General features: G+C 60.2%; 12 protein-coding genes. All 12 read left to right on the top strand.

The features are described 5' to 3' along the window. The first annotated feature begins 13 nt into the window (after nucleotides 1-13). Nucleotides 14-748 (top strand): LytTR family DNA-binding domain-containing protein, encoded by a 735-nt coding sequence (locus DWV32_RS07950; protein ID WP_117757816.1) that lies wholly within the window; start codon nucleotides 14-16, stop codon nucleotides 746-748. A gap of 92 nt (nucleotides 749-840) precedes the next feature. Continuing rightward, on the top strand, nucleotides 841-1785 hold the full coding sequence (locus tag DWV32_RS07945; protein ID WP_089573246.1) for a zinc dependent phospholipase C family protein: 945 nt from the start codon (nucleotides 841-843) through the stop codon (nucleotides 1783-1785). A 102-nt stretch (nucleotides 1786-1887) separates the two neighbouring features. Beyond that, entirely contained in the window at nucleotides 1888-3138 is a 1251-nt protein-coding gene (locus DWV32_RS07940) for an MFS transporter (RefSeq protein WP_089573245.1), read from the top strand. 182 nt (nucleotides 3139-3320) lie between these two features. After that, nucleotides 3321-4508, top strand: a complete 1188-nt coding sequence (locus DWV32_RS07935) for a glycosyltransferase (protein WP_117757815.1) — start codon at nucleotides 3321-3323, stop codon at nucleotides 4506-4508. Beyond that, nucleotides 4505-5848 (top strand): histidine kinase, encoded by a 1344-nt coding sequence (locus DWV32_RS07930; RefSeq protein WP_117757814.1) that lies wholly within the window; start codon nucleotides 4505-4507, stop codon nucleotides 5846-5848. Before DWV32_RS07935 ends, DWV32_RS07930 begins: the two co-directional genes overlap by 4 nt. Before the next feature lie 72 nt (nucleotides 5849-5920). Beyond that, nucleotides 5921-6637, top strand: a complete 717-nt coding sequence (locus DWV32_RS07925; protein ID WP_006235156.1) for a LytTR family DNA-binding domain-containing protein — start codon at nucleotides 5921-5923, stop codon at nucleotides 6635-6637. Between the two features lie 96 nt (nucleotides 6638-6733). Next, nucleotides 6734-7201 carry a YfcE family phosphodiesterase gene (locus DWV32_RS07920; RefSeq protein WP_117584170.1) on the top strand — a complete coding sequence of 156 codons (468 nt, stop codon included), beginning with the start codon at nucleotides 6734-6736 and terminating at the stop codon, nucleotides 7199-7201. Between the two features lie 489 nt (nucleotides 7202-7690). Continuing rightward, nucleotides 7691-9361 carry a ribonuclease J gene (locus DWV32_RS07915; RefSeq protein ID WP_006235967.1) on the top strand — a complete coding sequence of 557 codons (1671 nt, stop codon included), beginning with the start codon at nucleotides 7691-7693 and terminating at the stop codon, nucleotides 9359-9361. A gap of 1 nt (nucleotide 9362) precedes the next feature. Next, entirely contained in the window at nucleotides 9363-12140 is a 2778-nt protein-coding gene (locus tag DWV32_RS07910; protein ID WP_233540435.1) for a DNA translocase FtsK, read from the top strand. Continuing rightward, complete coding sequence (locus DWV32_RS07905; protein ID WP_117757813.1) at nucleotides 12140-13651, top strand: helix-turn-helix transcriptional regulator; 1512 nt, start codon at nucleotides 12140-12142, stop codon at nucleotides 13649-13651. Before DWV32_RS07910 ends, DWV32_RS07905 begins: the two co-directional genes overlap by 1 nt. A 26-nt stretch (nucleotides 13652-13677) precedes the next feature. After that, nucleotides 13678-14175 (top strand): YajQ family cyclic di-GMP-binding protein, encoded by a 498-nt coding sequence (locus tag DWV32_RS07900; protein ID WP_117654798.1) that lies wholly within the window; start codon nucleotides 13678-13680, stop codon nucleotides 14173-14175. Between the two features lie 27 nt (nucleotides 14176-14202). After that, nucleotides 14203-15552, top strand: coding sequence for a 30S ribosomal protein S12 methylthiotransferase RimO (gene rimO, locus DWV32_RS07895; protein ID WP_117757812.1), 1350 nt, complete (start codon nucleotides 14203-14205; stop codon nucleotides 15550-15552). Nucleotides 15553-15634 lie beyond the last annotated feature (82 nt).

The following is a 15634-nucleotide window of genomic DNA, read 5'->3' as shown; positions in this document are numbered from 1 at the left end:
AGGGGAAGCGCATATGTCCGAGGGATGGAACATCTTGGTGGTTGATGACGAGCCTCCTATTAGGGCTGAGCTACGTTATCTGCTGGAAAAGGATGCACGTGTGGGACAGATTGCCGAGGCGGGCAATGTCACCGAGGCCGTGGAGTCGATTCTGTCGAACAAGCCCGACGTGCTGTTTTTGGATATCACGATGCCCGGCCGCTCGGGAATTGAGCTAGCCGAGACCCTGCAAAACCTAAAGACGCCGCCGGTGGTGGTGTTTGTGACGGCGTTTGCAGAGTTCGCGGCCGACGCGTATAACCTCGATGCTGTCGACTATGTCGTCAAGCCGGTCGAGGATGCCCGCCTGTCAAAGGCGCTCGACAAGATCGAAACCGCCCTGGGTGTTCGCCGCGCTGTCCATACCCCGCGCCAGCCCCTTCGCCTGACGGTGGACCGCGGGGGTAAAAAGGTGTTCATCCCCGTGGCGGATGTCTGCTACTTTGAGGCGCGTGCCGATTTTTGCAACGCCGTCTGCGCCGAGGGAACATATCTGATTAATGAGTCGATCTCTTCGCTCGAACGTCGCTTGGGCTCCGAGGGCTTTATCCGCGTCCATCGCAGCTATCTGGTCAATTTGGAAGACGTGCACAATGTTGAGATTGGCTCCACGGGGTTGATGGAGCTCAGGCTCGACCGCGTGAGCTCGACGGTGCCGGTGTCCCGCCGTCGTGCCGCCGAGGTCAAGTCGCACCTGGGGCTTGCGTAAGAGGCTTGCGTGCCGTCGTTTACCATCGCAGGTTTGGTATGGGCGCGCGGTGGGCATAATGGGTGGCATCGAATGAAATCGAAAGGATCATTATGCCCGCGCTTATCACCCATCATCTGTTTGGCGAGGAAAGCATCGACCGTCTTCCGCAGGGCGTCATCACGTCCGATGAAGAGCGCATTGCCTTTATCTTGGGCAACCAAGGCCCCGACCCGTTTTTCTTTCACATTCTGACACCGCGTGTTTCCGACTGCACGCTGCTGGCTCAGGTCATGCACCGCTCGCGCATGTCGCGCCAGTTCTCGTGCCTGCGCGATGGCGTGTCGCACCTGCAGCCGCGCGATGCCAATCTGGGTCGCGCGTTTGCGCTGGGCCTGCTGTCGCACTATGTGCTCGACCGCAATGCCCATCCCTTTGTCTACGAGCAGCAGTTTGGCATTGTTGAGTCCGACCCCGAGCTCGAGGCTTCGGGCAGTCAAGTTCACGCCGTGCTCGAAAGCGACCTGGACGTGCTGATGCTGCAGCTTAAACGTGACGGGGCCACGGTCGAGGATTATCCGCCGGCGGGCGAGATCGTCACTACCGACCGCATCAATCGCGTTGCCGGCGTGCTGATGAGCTACGTCGCCGGGCGCGTGTACGGTATCGACATCCCGGCGGGGGAGTACGCCGGCGCCGTAGCCGACATGCAGCTGCTCTACCGTACTATCGAGCCGGCCGGTTCGGCCAAGACGCGCGCGATTGCCCTGCTCGAGGGCTTGGTGCACGATTATTCGCTGCTCGACGGCCTTGCGCACCGCGTGACGACCGAGCTGCCCGAGCGTACCGGCAACCTGGGCCACTTGGCATGGAAGAACCCCTTTACTGATGAAGTCTCGACCGAGAGTTTCCCCGAGGTCTTTGACCGCGCGCTGGTCGATTACGAGTGCACGGTCGCCCGCTTTATCGAGACCGGCGATATGGAAGCCGTGACCAACCACGTCAATTACAGCGGTCGCGTGCTCGGCGCCGACGAGGAGTTCGACCGCGAGGAGTAGGGCTCGTGCGTGCCCCCTTTGCCGAATCCTTACCGGCGCCTCTGGACAATTGGGGTACGATGAACTAACTGCATATCGGGCGAATACGAAGGGGCCCTGTCCATGAAATACACCAAGCTCGAGCGTAACTGGGTTATGTACGATGTGGGCAACTCGGCCCTCGTGCTGCTCAATACCTCGGTGGTGCCCATCTACTTTAACGCCATCAATACCGGTGCTTCCTCGGCAGACCTGGTGGTCGCTTGGGGCAACGCTCAGACGATTGCCTCGCTAGTCATTGCCATGCTCATGCCCATTCTGGGCGCGCTTGCCGATTACGCCGGCAACAAGATCAAGTTCTTCTTGGGCTTCTTCCTCACGGGCCTGGTCCTTTGCCTGGCGCAGGCTATCCCAATGTCCGCCATGGCATTTTTGACCGTGTACGTGCTGTGCACCATCGGCCTTAACTCTTCTATGACGTTCTACGACGCCATGCTGCCCGACATTACCACCGACGAGCGCATGGACGCCGTGTCCAGCTCGGGCTATGCCTGGGGTTACATCGGTTCCACCGTACCGTTCATCATCTGCCTGGCGCTTATCATGGGTGGCCCCGCTCTTGGCGTCCCCACCATGCTGGCAACGCGTCTGTCGTTTATCATCACCGGTGCCTGGTGGCTCATCTTTACCCTGCCGCTCATTCGCACCTATAAGCAAAAGTACGGTCGCGAGCGCGGTCCCCAGGACACCATCGGCCACATCGTGGGCGGTGTGTTCTCCGAGGTCGGACACACCATGCGCGAGATCGCCCACAACAAGACCGTGCTGGTCTACATGATCGCGTTCTTCTTCTACATCGACGGTGTGCACACGGTCATTTCCATGGCAACCAGCTACGGCTCGGCTCTGGGTATCGATTCGACCCAGCTGGTGCTGGCGCTGCTCGTCACGCAGTTTGTGGCCTTTCCGTCCGCCATCATCTACGGCAAGCTCGCCGGACGCGTGGGCACGCTCAACATGATTCTGGTGGCGGTCGCTGCCTACATGGGCATTGTGCTGTTCGCCGCGTTCTTCCTAAAGACCGCCTTTGAGTTCTGGGTGCTTGCCATTATGGTCGGCCTGTTCCAGGGCGGCGTGCAGGCGCTCAGCCGTAGCTACTTTGGCCGCATTATCCCTAAAGAAAAATCCAACGAGTACTACGGCTTCTTTGACATCTTTGGTCGTTATGCAAGCGTCATGGGCACTTTTCTAGTGTCGGTCGTCACCTCGCTGACCGGCAACCCGTCGCTGGGCGTCCTTTCCATTGGCGTGCTGCTGGTTGTTGGCTTTATGCTGCTGGTCCGCCTGTCCCGCATGACTCAGGCGGCGGCGTAAGGCAACCGGGCTCAGTACAGCAATTGTGCCTATCTACAGTACTCTTTTGGAAGTAGCCGCATAAATCATTCTGACTTCCGAGCAATGTTTAGCCCAAGTGGGTATGATGGAATCAGCTAGGTCGCGGGGCGTCGCCTGTGTTTGGCGGCGCCCCGTTTTTGTGTTGCAAGGAGGGTAAAGGTATGAACGCCACGGTTGTGATCCCAACATATTGGGCGGGCGATGATACCCAAGCAAACGCTCCCGGCACCTACGATCACTCGACGCGACTCAACGCCGACAATCCCGAACTCGACCGCTGCCTGGCCTCGCTTGAGCAGGTGTGCGACATCCCGCGCATCATCCTTTTGGTGGTCTGTCCTGTTTCTGCCACAGCCGATGTGTCGCTGCGCGTGCACGAGATTGTCGACGCGCATCCCACGCTCAAGGTCACCGTTGTCACCAACACCCAGGCCTCGCGCATCGCAGACCGGGTTGCTCAGATCGCGCCCAAGGGTTCGGGCGAGTGCGTGAGCCTGCGAGGCTACGGTGCCATCCGCAACATGGGGCTAGCCTGTGCCGCTGTGCTGGGGCATGACGCGGTTATCTTTTTGGATGACGATGAGACTGTCATCGACGCCGACTTTATGAAGCGCGCGACCTATGCGTTGGGGCAGCAGACGCGTCAGGGCTTGCCGATCTTGGTCAAGAGCGGCTATTTCTACGATCGCGACGGCTCGCCGCTGGCTCCCACGGACAAGGCGGGCATCTGCCATCGTTGGTGGACCAAGCGCATCGAGTTCAACCGTTGGATGAAAAAGGCGCTCTCGGGCACCCGCATCTCGCGCTCCAACTACGTGTGCGGCGGCCTGATGGCCCTGCACGCCCGCGCCTTTACGCGTGTGGCCTTTGACCCGTTTATCACCCGCGGCGAGGACTTGGATTACCTCTTTAACATGCGTATGTTTGGCTACGACGTGTGGTTTGATAACGAGTGGACCGTGCGCCATCTGCCTCCGGAGTCCGAAAAGCGCTCACCGCGCTTTATGCAGGATGTATACCGTTGGTACTACGAACGGGCCAAGTTGACGTTCGCCGCGCATCAAAAGGAGCTCATCCCCGTTACGGCGGCATCGCTCATGCCCTACCCGGGCCCGTGGATTTCGCGCGAGCTCGACGACCGCGTGCGCAAGACCGCTATGGTCCGCAGCGTGTTTACCCGCGAGCATGAGGGCTACCTGCGCATTTGGCGCCATGGTATCGGCGAGGCAAAGGCCTATGCGCGCCAAAACGCTGCAAGCTACCTGCGTTTCCAGAGCTTTTGGCCCAAGATCATGGACGGGCTTTGGCGTGACGCACAACTGATCAGTATCCTGGAGGGGGCCGAATGATCGACCGCCGCGCCCAGCGCGATAGTTCAATATCAATCTTTCGCATCATTGCCGTTGCATGCGCCATTTGCGTGCTGGTGTACTTTATTTTTGCCTTGGTGACCGGTATCGAGCCGATCGCCACGGTGATTGCCTGCGCGCTGCTGTGCATCTTTCTGTGCATCTTTATCTTTTTGACGCTCAATCCCGATTCGGTGCGCTCCCAGTACACCGAGGAGACGCTCTCGGTGGCCTCGGCCATGCTCGAGGACATTAAGGGCGGTCTGACGCAGGAGTCGGCGCGTTTGGTGTGCCGGCGCATTTTGCCCGAGACGCGCGCCATGACGGTGGCCATCACCGACGAGGACAACGTGCTTGCCTGCGCGGGCGAGTTTGAGGAAAAACTGCTGCCCGATACTCCCATCCACACGCTTGCCACACGCTACGTTATCGAACATGGCATCGTGCAGTCGTTCAACCGTATGGTGGATGTCGTGGGCTCGGACGGCTCGCACAACCAAGTTCCCGCCGGCATTATCGCCCCCATCAAGGTGGGCGATCGTACCGTCGGCACGCTCAAGTTCTACTACAAGACCCCGCGCGCCGTCGACCGTACCCAGTATGCGCTTGCCTCGGGCTTTGCCGAGATCTTGTCCACGCAGCTCGCCATCCACGAGCTCGAGGTGCAAAAGGAACTCACGGCGCGCGCCGAGGTGCGTGCGCTGCAGGCGCAGATTAACCCGCACTTCCTGTTCAACACGCTGAACACCATTGCATCGTTTACACGCACCGACCCGCTGCGGGCCCGCGAACTGCTTCGTGAGTTCTCATCGTTCTATCGTGCCACGCTCGACAACTCGGGATCGCTTATTCCGGTCTCGCGCGAGGTCGCACAGACCAAGCGCTACCTTACCTTTGAGAAGGCCCGCTTTGGCGAGGACCGCGTGCTTGCGACGTTCGATGTGTCCGAGGACGTGGAAGATACGCTGGTGCCGGCGTTCGTGATCCAGCCGATTGTCGAGAACGCCGTGCGTCATGGTATGGGCGATGACGACGCCCTGAGGATCGACGTGACCGTTCACCAAGACGGCGAGGATGCAATCTTGATTGCCGTGGCCGATAATGGCGTGGGCATGGATGAGGGTACCGCCGCCAGACTGTTTGACGAGCGCTCTGCCCGTCCCGACGCCAGCTCTCCCCAGGGTGGCGGCGCCGGTGTGGCCATGCACAATATTTCGGAGCGCATCCATCGCTTTTTTGGGCCGCACTCCTATACGCGTGTCGAATCGGCGCCGGGCAAGGGCACCAAAGTGCTTCTTCATCTTGATTTGTCAGAGAGCATCTTTGACATTCAAGAGTAAAATAAAAAGCTACGGGCTCAACGTCATGCGACGGACGCCCGGCGTAGTTAGTTGACGAAAGGTTTTATCCCTATGCTGCGTGCGATGATTGTGGATGATGAGGCGCCGGCTCGCTCGGAGCTTCGCTTCCTGCTCGAGCAAACGGGCAAGATCGGCACGATCACGGAGGCGTCGAGCGTCCGCTCCGCCATCGAGATGCTTATGGAAAGTCGCGTGGATGTCGTGTTTCTCGATATCTCGATGCCCGGTGCCTCGGGCCTGCAACTTGCCGAGGCGCTGCATAAGCTCAAAAATCCGCCGGCGATCGTGTTTGTGACTGCGTATAGCGACCATGCGGTCGAGGCATTCGACGTGGATGCTGTCGATTATCTGATGAAGCCGGTCGAGGAAGCTCGCTTGGATCGCGCGATCGAGAAGGTCATGCAACGCGCCAAGCCGGTTACGGACAGCAAGGTGACCATCGAGCGTATCCCGGTGGAAAAGGGCGGCCGCAAGGTGCTCATTCCCGTGGATGACATCCGCTTTATCATGGCAAAGGACGATTACTCCTGCATCTATACCGTCGATGATCGCTTTTTGTCGACGACCTCGCTGGCGCAGTTTGAGGCCAAGCTCTGCGACTTTGGCTTCTTCCGTGTTCACCGCCGCTATATCGTCAACCTAGCGTGCGTCACGGACGTTGAGACGGTGCCCTCGGGCGCCATCCAACTGGGCATTACGGGCGTCGACGAACGCGTGCCGGTTTCGCGCCGCCGCGTCGTGCCGCTCAAGAAGGCCCTGAGTCTCTAGCACACTGGCCCCGCAGCCCTGTAGACCCATCGTCTGCGGAGCCGTGGGGCCTTTTTTGTATGTATCTGCCGAATCGTTTTTTGCGGAAGGGATCCCATGAACAGTGCAAGCGCCAAGCGCATCGACATCATCTCGGACACCCACGGCTATTTATCGCCTGCGCTCTTGGATGAGCTTGAGGGCGCAGACCTGATCATCCACGCCGGCGACCTCACGTCAGAGATGGACTACGAGCACCTGTGCACCATCGCCCCCGTGCGGGCCGTATTGGGCAACAACGATTACTACCGCGACTACGGCCCCGATGTAGACCGTCTTGCGCTCTTTACCTACGAAGGTCTCAAATTCGCCGTAGCCCACTACCGCGAAGACCTTCCGGTGGGATCCGTAGACGTAGCCATCAACGGCCACACCCACGTAACCAAAGAAGCCCAAGTGGGCCGCTGCTTAGTCCTCAACCCGGGCAGCGCCAGCTACCCCAGAGGCACCCGAGGCCCCACCATGGCCAGAATGCTCGTTAAAGACGGCAAGATCCTAAGCACCAAGTTTATTGACTTGGACTAACCGCAACAAAAACGGGGGATGCACAACGCATCTCCCGTTTTTCTTTGAGCCAAAGTAAGAAGTCCAACCAGAACAATCAGACCAACCCCGCCGAGGAGCATGCGGGCTAGCCGCGCAGCGGCGCACGCCCGAAAAACTGGTTGAACAATGTGACGGCAGGGAGGGTCTCCGGGGCTGGGGGCGGGGGTTAAGTTTGTCGCGAGTTCCGCACGCAAAGGAAAGCACTTAATGTGCTTTCCGTCTTGCGCAGGACTGTAGAGCAGCAAACTTAACCCGGCCCGGCCCCCGATGGCCCCAGACCGGCGGGATGGACCAGTTCAGATGGGGCTTTGATGCATGGGTGGTCTGTTGTTGTGCAAATGGGTATCATACTGTGGTTATTGCATCGACTCTGCGATGCATGTTTGTACGTTCCCGGCGGTCGGTTTGCCAGAAGCGCCCCGTCGGTTGTTCCAGACCCGTTTCGAAGAAAGGAAACCACACTAACCTATGGCAGCTAAAAAATCATCTCCCTTGAAGATCATTCCGCTCGGCGGCCTTGACGGCATCGGCAAGAACATGACGGTCTTCGAATGCGGCGACGACATGGTGCTCGTTGACGCTGGCCTCATGTTCCCCGACGATTCCCAGCCCGGTATTGACCTGGTGCTTCCCGACTACACCTATGTTCTGGAGAACGAGGAGAAGCTCCGCGGTATCGTCGTCACCCACGGCCACGAGGACCACACCGGTTCGCTTCCGTATCTGCTGCAGGACCTCAACAACAAGGTGCCCATCTTCTCGAGCAAGCTGACGCTTGGCTTTATCGAAGGCAAGCTTTCTGAGTTCCGCATCCGCGCACCCAAGTTCCGCGAGGTTAAGGGCGGCAGCCATGTCAACCTCGGCGGCATCTCGCTCGACTTCTTCTCGATGACGCACTCCATCCCCGGCGCTCTGGGCGTGTTCATTCGCACCAATCAGGGCACCGTTATGCACACTGGCGACTTTAAGCTCGACCAGACGCCCATCGATGGTGTCACGCCCGACTATGCCGCTATCAGCCGCTTTGCCAAGCAGGGCATCGACCTGTTGCTGTCCGACTCCACCAATGCCACGGTTCCCGGCTTTACCAAGTCCGAGGCCGAGGTTGGTCCCAACCTACTGCATGCCATCAAGAACGCCCCGGGTCGCGTGTTCGTCGCTTCGTTCTCGAGCCATATCCATCGTTTGCAGCAGATCTGCGATGCCGCCCGCAAGTGCGGCCGTAAGGTCGTTGTGACCGGTCGCTCCATGCTCACCAACACCCGCGTCGCGCGCGAGCTGGGCTACCTCAACATCGACGATGCCGATATCATCGATGCCTTCGATATCGATAACCTGCCCGACGACAAGATCGTCGTCATGTGCACCGGTTCTCAGGGCGAGCCGCTGTCGGCCCTGTCCCGCATGGCCAATGGCGAGCACAAGACGCTCTCTATCCACGAGGGCGATACCGTCATCCTCTCGGCAACTCCCGTTCCCGGCAACGAGAAAGCCGTTCAGCAGGTCGTCAACAGCTTGGCCAAGCTCGGCTGCGACGTGTGGGATAAGAACCGTGCTCTTGTCCACGTCTCGGGCCACGGCAGCCAGGAGGAGCTCAAGCTCCTGATGGCCATGGCCAAGCCCACGTACTTTATGCCGGTTCACGGTGAGGCCGTGCATCTGCGCGCCCATGCCCAGCTGGCCCGCAAGATGGGCATCAAGGACGATCATATCTTTATCCTCGATAACGGCGACACGCTCGAGATGCGCGGTGGTATCGTCAAGCGCGGTACGCCCGTCGAGTCCGGTGTCGTTTACGTCGACGGCCTGCGTATCGGCGATACCGACCCCATCGTCCTGCGCGATCGCCAGAAGCTCGCCAACGACGGTATGGTCACGGCCGTTGCCATCGTCTCCCTCAAACACAAGAAGATCGAGGCCATCGAGTTCTCGGGCCGCGGCGTCTCGTTTGCCATCGACGACCAGTTCTCCGAGGATGCTTCCGCGTCCATTATGAAGACGATCGAGAAGGGTAAGTTTAGCTTTACCAGCAGCGGTTCCGATGCCATTCGCAAGGCCGTGCGCGATTCGCTCTCTAACTTTATCTGGAGCCGTACGCGCACCCGTCCGATGATCATCCCGGTCGTCATGGAGGTTTAGTTTGGCGCGCGGATCTGCACAAAACGCCAAAGTCAATAAGGCCAACAACCAACCGGCATCTGCTAAGGGTGCCGGTTCCCATCTGCGTGCCAATAAGGGCCACGAGTCCGAGTTTGATGAGTTTGAGCCCTTGGTCGAGCCTTCGGCCAATCGCGATATCGCCGGTGTGGTCATCGCCGTTTTGGCGATCGCGTCCTTCATTGCCGTGATCTCTCCGGCAACAGCGCCCGTGACGGCTGCGGTTGCCGGTTTCTACCACCTGGGCTTTGGTCTGGGCGCCTACGTGCTGCCGATCGTCATCTTGCTGTTTGCCGCCACGCTCTTTTTGGGTGAGGACTCGCCGCTCAACGTGCGCTCTGTTGCGGGCGGCGCCTTGGTCTTTATCGCCGTCGTCTCCATTCTTTCGCTGATGGTGCCGGGCACGAGCGATTCGTGCGACCTTATGTTTACGCCGCAGAACCTTTCCGTGTCGGGCGGCTACATTGGCGCCTTTATCGCAAGTGCCTTGCAAAACGCCCTGGGTAAACCTATCGCCATGGTTGTCTTGCTGGGGCTTGTCGTCGTTGGTTTGGTCATTATCGGCTTTTCGGTGGGTGGCGTTTTGCGCTCCGCACGCGATCGCGCTGCCGATTTTGCCGAGCGTCGACGTGCCGATGTCAATGCGAGCCCGTGGGGCGATGAAGAGGCCCTGTCGGTTCCCGGCGTCGCCCGTCCGCACCTTAGCATTCTGCGCCAGAAGGGGACTGACGCCGCGGTGACCACGGTCATGGGTGGCGATGTCGACCCGGTTTTGGATGACGACGAGGACGATGACCCATTTGTCGACGTATCCGAGTCGGTTGAAGCCGAGCGCGCCAAGACCACGCTGCTGCCGCGCCGCCATGCCAAGAAGGGCAAGGCTGCGCCCAAGCTCAACACAAGCGAGCCCGACCCGTCTTGGTCCGATAGCGAGATTGAGCTCACCGAGGGTGACGACGAGGACGACGAGGCTCCGCTCGAGACCGCCAAGACAACCTTGCTGCCGCGTCGCCACGCCAAGCGCGGCCAGGTCACTGGACAGCTTTCGATGGAGGACGATCCGGACAAGGTTGACGAGTCCGAGCCGCCGTTTGCCGTGAACCCTGTTTCGGCCGCACCTCAGATTCCCGACTTCTTAAAGCATCCCAAGGTTGCCGATGCGCCTGCCACGAGTGCTGTCGAATCGGCTGCGGCTCGTGATGGGGGAGCGGACGGCGGCGCCGCAGATAACGAGGGCGAAGAAGAGGACGGCCTCAAGCTTCCGCCGCTCGAAATCCTACATGCCAACCCGCAGTCGGCTTCTGCCGCGTCTTCGGATAAGGAGCTGGAGCAGACCGCTGAGTCACTGCAATCCACCTTGCTTGAGTTTGGCCGCAGTGCCCGCGTGGTCGGCTGGATCGCCGGCCCCACGGTGACGACCTTTAAGCTGCAACCTGGCGAGGGCGAGCGCGTGAGCAAGATTTCGAGCCTCGAGGACGATATTGCGCTTTCGCTCGCCGCCCAGTCGGTTCGTATCTTTGCCCCGATCCCCGGCACCTCGCTCGTGGGCATCGAGATTCCCAACCGCAAGCGCCAGAACGTCAATCTGGGCGACGTGCTGCCCTATGTGAAGGGCGGTCCGCTCGAGCTTGCCATCGGCCGCGACGCCGAGGGCACGCCGGTCGTCGCCGACCTCGCCAAGATGCCTCACCTGTTGATCGCCGGTACGACCGGTTCTGGTAAGTCGGTGATGATCAATTCCATCATCACGACCTTGCTCATGCGCGCCCTTCCCGAGGACGTTCGCCTGATCATGGTCGACCCCAAGCGCGTCGAGCTTGCGGGCTATAACGGTCTGCCGCATCTCTATGTGCCCGTGGTGACCGAGCCCAAGCAGGCCGCGAGCGCTCTGCAATGGGCTGTGTCCGAGATGGAGCGTCGCCTGAAGGTCTTCGAGCGTCTCAACGTGCGTAAGATCTCGACCTACAACGAAAAGCAGGCTGCTGGCGAGTTTGAGCATTACGACAATCCGCCGCAAAAGATGCCCTACCTTGTCATTATCATTGACGAGCTCTCTGACCTGATGATGGTCGCCGGTAAGGATGTCGAGGCCTCGATCGTGCGTATCGCCCAGCTGGGCCGTGCCGCCGGTATTCATCTTATCGTTGCCACGCAGCGCCCCAGCTCCAACGTGGTGACGGGCCTCATCAAGGCCAACATCACCAACCGCATCGCCTTTAACGTCGCCACGGGCATCGACTCGCGCGTCATCATCGACCAGATGGGTGCCGAAAAGCTCACCGGTTTGGGCGACATGCTGTTCTCCAAGGTCGACTGGGGCAAGCCCCGCCGTATCCAGGGCTGCTTTGTCTCGGATGACGAAATCAACGAGATTGTCGAGTTCGTCAAGTCGCAGAGCGAGCCCGACTACCACGAGGAGATCCTGTCTGCCGTGGCGCCCGCTTCAATGTCCATGGCGGGTGGCGGCGGCATTGTCCGCACCGGCGTCGCCGAGCCGCAAGACGATGATCCGCTCATCTGGGAAGCCGCCCATATTGTGGTGGAATCGCAGCTTGGCTCCACATCTGGCCTGCAACGTCGTCTGAAGGTTGGCTATGCGCGTGCCGGGCGTATTATGGACATGCTGGAAGAAAAGGGTGTCGTCGGACCGCCCGACGGTTCCAAGCCGCGCAAGGTCCTGTTGGACGAGGAGGGGCTTGCCGCGCTGGAATCTGTCGACGCCGAGATGGCACGTGAAGATCGTGAGTTTGGAGGATTCTGATGGCTGCACGCTTTGGTGACATGCTGCTCGAGCAGCGTCGCCGAATGGGCCTTTCCATTCAGCAGGTCGCCAACACCATCAAAATCAGGCCGCAGATCATCGAGTTTTTCGAGACCGGTAACTTTGCTTCGATGCCGCCGCGCGGCTATGCGCAGGGCATGATTTCGAGCTATGCTCGCTTTTTGGGCCTCAATCCGCGCGAGGTCGTCAATGCCTACTTTGACGACCTGATGGCATACGAACGCGAGACGTCGCAGCAGGGCGGTCGTTTTCAGGACGCCGCCGGCTACGTCAATTCGCGTTCCTCGGTCGATAACGGGCGCTTCCTGATGGTTCAGGGCGGTCGTTCGACCCGCTATGGACAGCGTCCTCAGCAGGCCGGTTATATTACCGAGACGGGTTCGGGCGAGGAGATTCGCTCACAGCGTGACCGGTTCCGCAGTACGCCGATGCCCGAGGACCGTGCACTTCCCGCTGCCCGCGGCGTGGCGCGTGACCCTCGTGCCGGCTACGGCGACGGCGGCTATTCTGATCGCGGTCACCGTGGTGTCTCCACCGGACGCTCTCGCGGTGGCTATGCGGATGCCGATACCACGCAGGTGACGCCGCGTCTTCGCTCTCAATCACAGCCGTATGGCCAGCGCTCTTCGGCTCCGCGTGCGGGCCAGCGTGGCTATCAAGGCCGCGGTGAACTTGCGCCCCGCTCTGGTCAGCGCAGCCTTCAGGGCCAGGGTGGCTATCGCGGCCGTTCCGACAGCAATCGTGGTCGTATGCCTCAGGGAGGCGGCCGCAGCAGTTCCAGTCGTGGACGCGGCGGTTCCCGTACTCCTCAAAACAACGGTCTCGATCCGCGTATCGTCTACGCCGGCATCGGTGCCGTGGCGTTGCTGCTGATCGTGCTCATCGTGGTACTTCTGCGCGGCTGCGCATCTTCGACGCCCGAGACCACGCCCGAGACGCCCACTGCTACCAAGACGACGCCCAAGAAGTCTTCTAAGAAGACCGAAACGGTCGACGAGGACGAAGACACCGATGAGGCGACGGATGAGTCGACCGATTCGGACGCCACCAAGACGACGGCTAAAAAGGAAGAAAACGAGGTAACGAAGGTCAAGGTCTCCGTTGCCAAGGGAAAGACCGCCTGGATTGAGGTCAAGGTCGATGGCAAGTCGGTTTATGGCGCCCAGGCGACTGGCCCCTTTGAGCAGGAGTACACGCCTGAGTCCTCGATCGAGATCACCACGTCCAAGCCTTCCGATGTCACCGTTACCAAGAACGGCGAAAAGGTCCGTTACGATACCAAGACCTCGGGCGTGGCGCGTGTGACGATCACCGTTCCCAAGAAGGAGACGACTGGTTCCGAGAATGGTGAAAGTTCTGATGGTACCGACACCACCGATGGTGCCGACACCACCGACGGCCCCGATGCCCAGTCCACGGATGGCGCCGATACCGCAACTGACGGCCAGACGCCCACCGATTCTACCGACTATTCGTACGATAGCTACTAAGCCGCTCGTACGCGAAAGGAAACATCATGGCTAAAGATTCCAGCTTCGACGTCGTGTCCGAGGTCAACATGCAAGAGGTCGACAATGCCTTCCAGCAAACCACGCGCGAGATTTCCCAGCGCTATGACCTGAAGGATTCCGGCGCCACGATCGAGCTTTCGAAGGGCGACAAGCTCTTTACGATCAACGCCCCGGCCGACTTTGTCTCCAAGCAGATTATCGACGTGCTGAGCTCCAAGCTCATCAAGCGCGGCATCGACCTCAAGGCTGTCTCGTGGGATGCTCCGCAGGCGGCATCGGGCGGCACCGTGCGCGTGCTCGGCCATATCGTCGAGGGTATCGACCAGGCGACCGCCAAGAAGATCAACAAGGACATCAAGGACCAAAAGCTCAAGGTCAAGGTGACTATCGAGGCCGAGAAGCTGCGTGTTTCCTCTGCTTCGAAGGACGCGTTGCAGACCGTGATCCAGTTCCTGCGCGACCAGGACTACGGCCAGCCGCTGCAGTTCACCAACTACCGCTAATATCATTCGAAAGGACTGCTCTCCAACATGGATACACCGTTGGGCTCCGTGCTCTACATCACCCTCGGGTGCGCTAAGAACGAGGTTGACACCGACCGCATGCGTTCTCTTTTGACCGCCGCGGGCTACGAGGAGGCATTTGACCCACAGGATGCCGATATCGCCATCGTCAATACATGCTCGTTCCTCGCCTCCGCAACGTCCGAGAGCATCGAGACCACGCTCGAGCTCGCCAACGAGGTTCAGGACGGCGTTCGTTCTTGTCCCATCGTCATGTGCGGCTGTGTGCCGTCGCGCTATGGCGACGACCTGCCTGACGAGCTGCCCGAGGTCGCTGCCTTTGTGAAGGCCGACGAGGAGGACGGCATCGTGGCGGTCATCGATGGCGTGCTGGGCGTCGAGCGCGAGATTGCCGCCTATATTCCGCAGGTCAAGCGCACCGTCGAGGGCGCCGTTGCTTACGTCAAGATTTCCGATGGCTGCAACCGCTTCTGCAGCTTCTGCATGATCCCCTATATTCGCGGTCGCTATCATTCGCGCAATGCCGAGAGCATTATCTCCGAGGTACGCGACCTGGTTGCCGGCGGTGTGCGCGAGATCGTGCTGATTGGCCAGGACACGGGTATTTGGGGCACCGACTTTGCCGACGAAGACGTCACCGATGACTCGCCGCGCAATCTGGCGCAGCTGCTGCATGCCGTCGCCGAGGCCGTGCGCCCGCACAACGTCTGGGTCCGCGTGCTCTATCTGCAGCCCGAGGGCATGACCGACGAGCTTATCGATACGATTCGCGATACGCCCGAGGTGCTGCCTTATATCGATATCCCCGTGCAGCACTGCGACGCGCGCATCCTCAAGGCTATGCGCCGTTCTGGTTCGCGCCAGGAGCTCGAGGACCTGTTCCGCGATCTGCGTGAGCGTATCCCCGGCATCGTGATCCGTTCCACGGCCATGGTCGGCTTCCCGACCGAGACCGACGACGAGTTCCGCGACCTTATCGACTTTATGGACACCGTCGGCTTTGACTACACGAGCGTCTTTGCCTACTCGCAGGAGGAGGGCAGCCTGGCCGCCAAGATGGAGGGTCAGGTCGATGAGGAGGTCAAGCTCGAGCGCGCCCAGGAGGCCATGGACCTGGCCGAGTCGCTCGGTTTTGCCGCCACCGCCGCACATGTGGGCGAGCGCGCCCAGGTGATTGTCGACGGCATCGAGGAGACCGAGGACGGCGCCGAGCTGATCGGCCATGCTTGGTTCCAGGCGCCCGATTCCGATGGCGCGGTGCACTTGGACGCCAGCGAGGCGTCCGTGGGCGATATTCTGACGGTCGAGTTTACCGATAGCTTCTGCTATGAGCTTATCGGCCATGTTGTGGAGTAGGAGAGCATCGTGGCAAACGAGAGCAATAAGGAACTGACGAGTGTTTGGACGCCCGCCAACATCGTGACGTGCGTTCGCATCG

It is taken from the genome of Collinsella sp. AF04-24 (genome assembly GCF_003465685.1).
GTDB classification, from domain to species: domain Bacteria; phylum Actinomycetota; class Coriobacteriia; order Coriobacteriales; family Coriobacteriaceae; genus Collinsella; species Collinsella aerofaciens_AP.
This window is presented reverse-complemented; position numbering and strand designations above follow the sequence as displayed.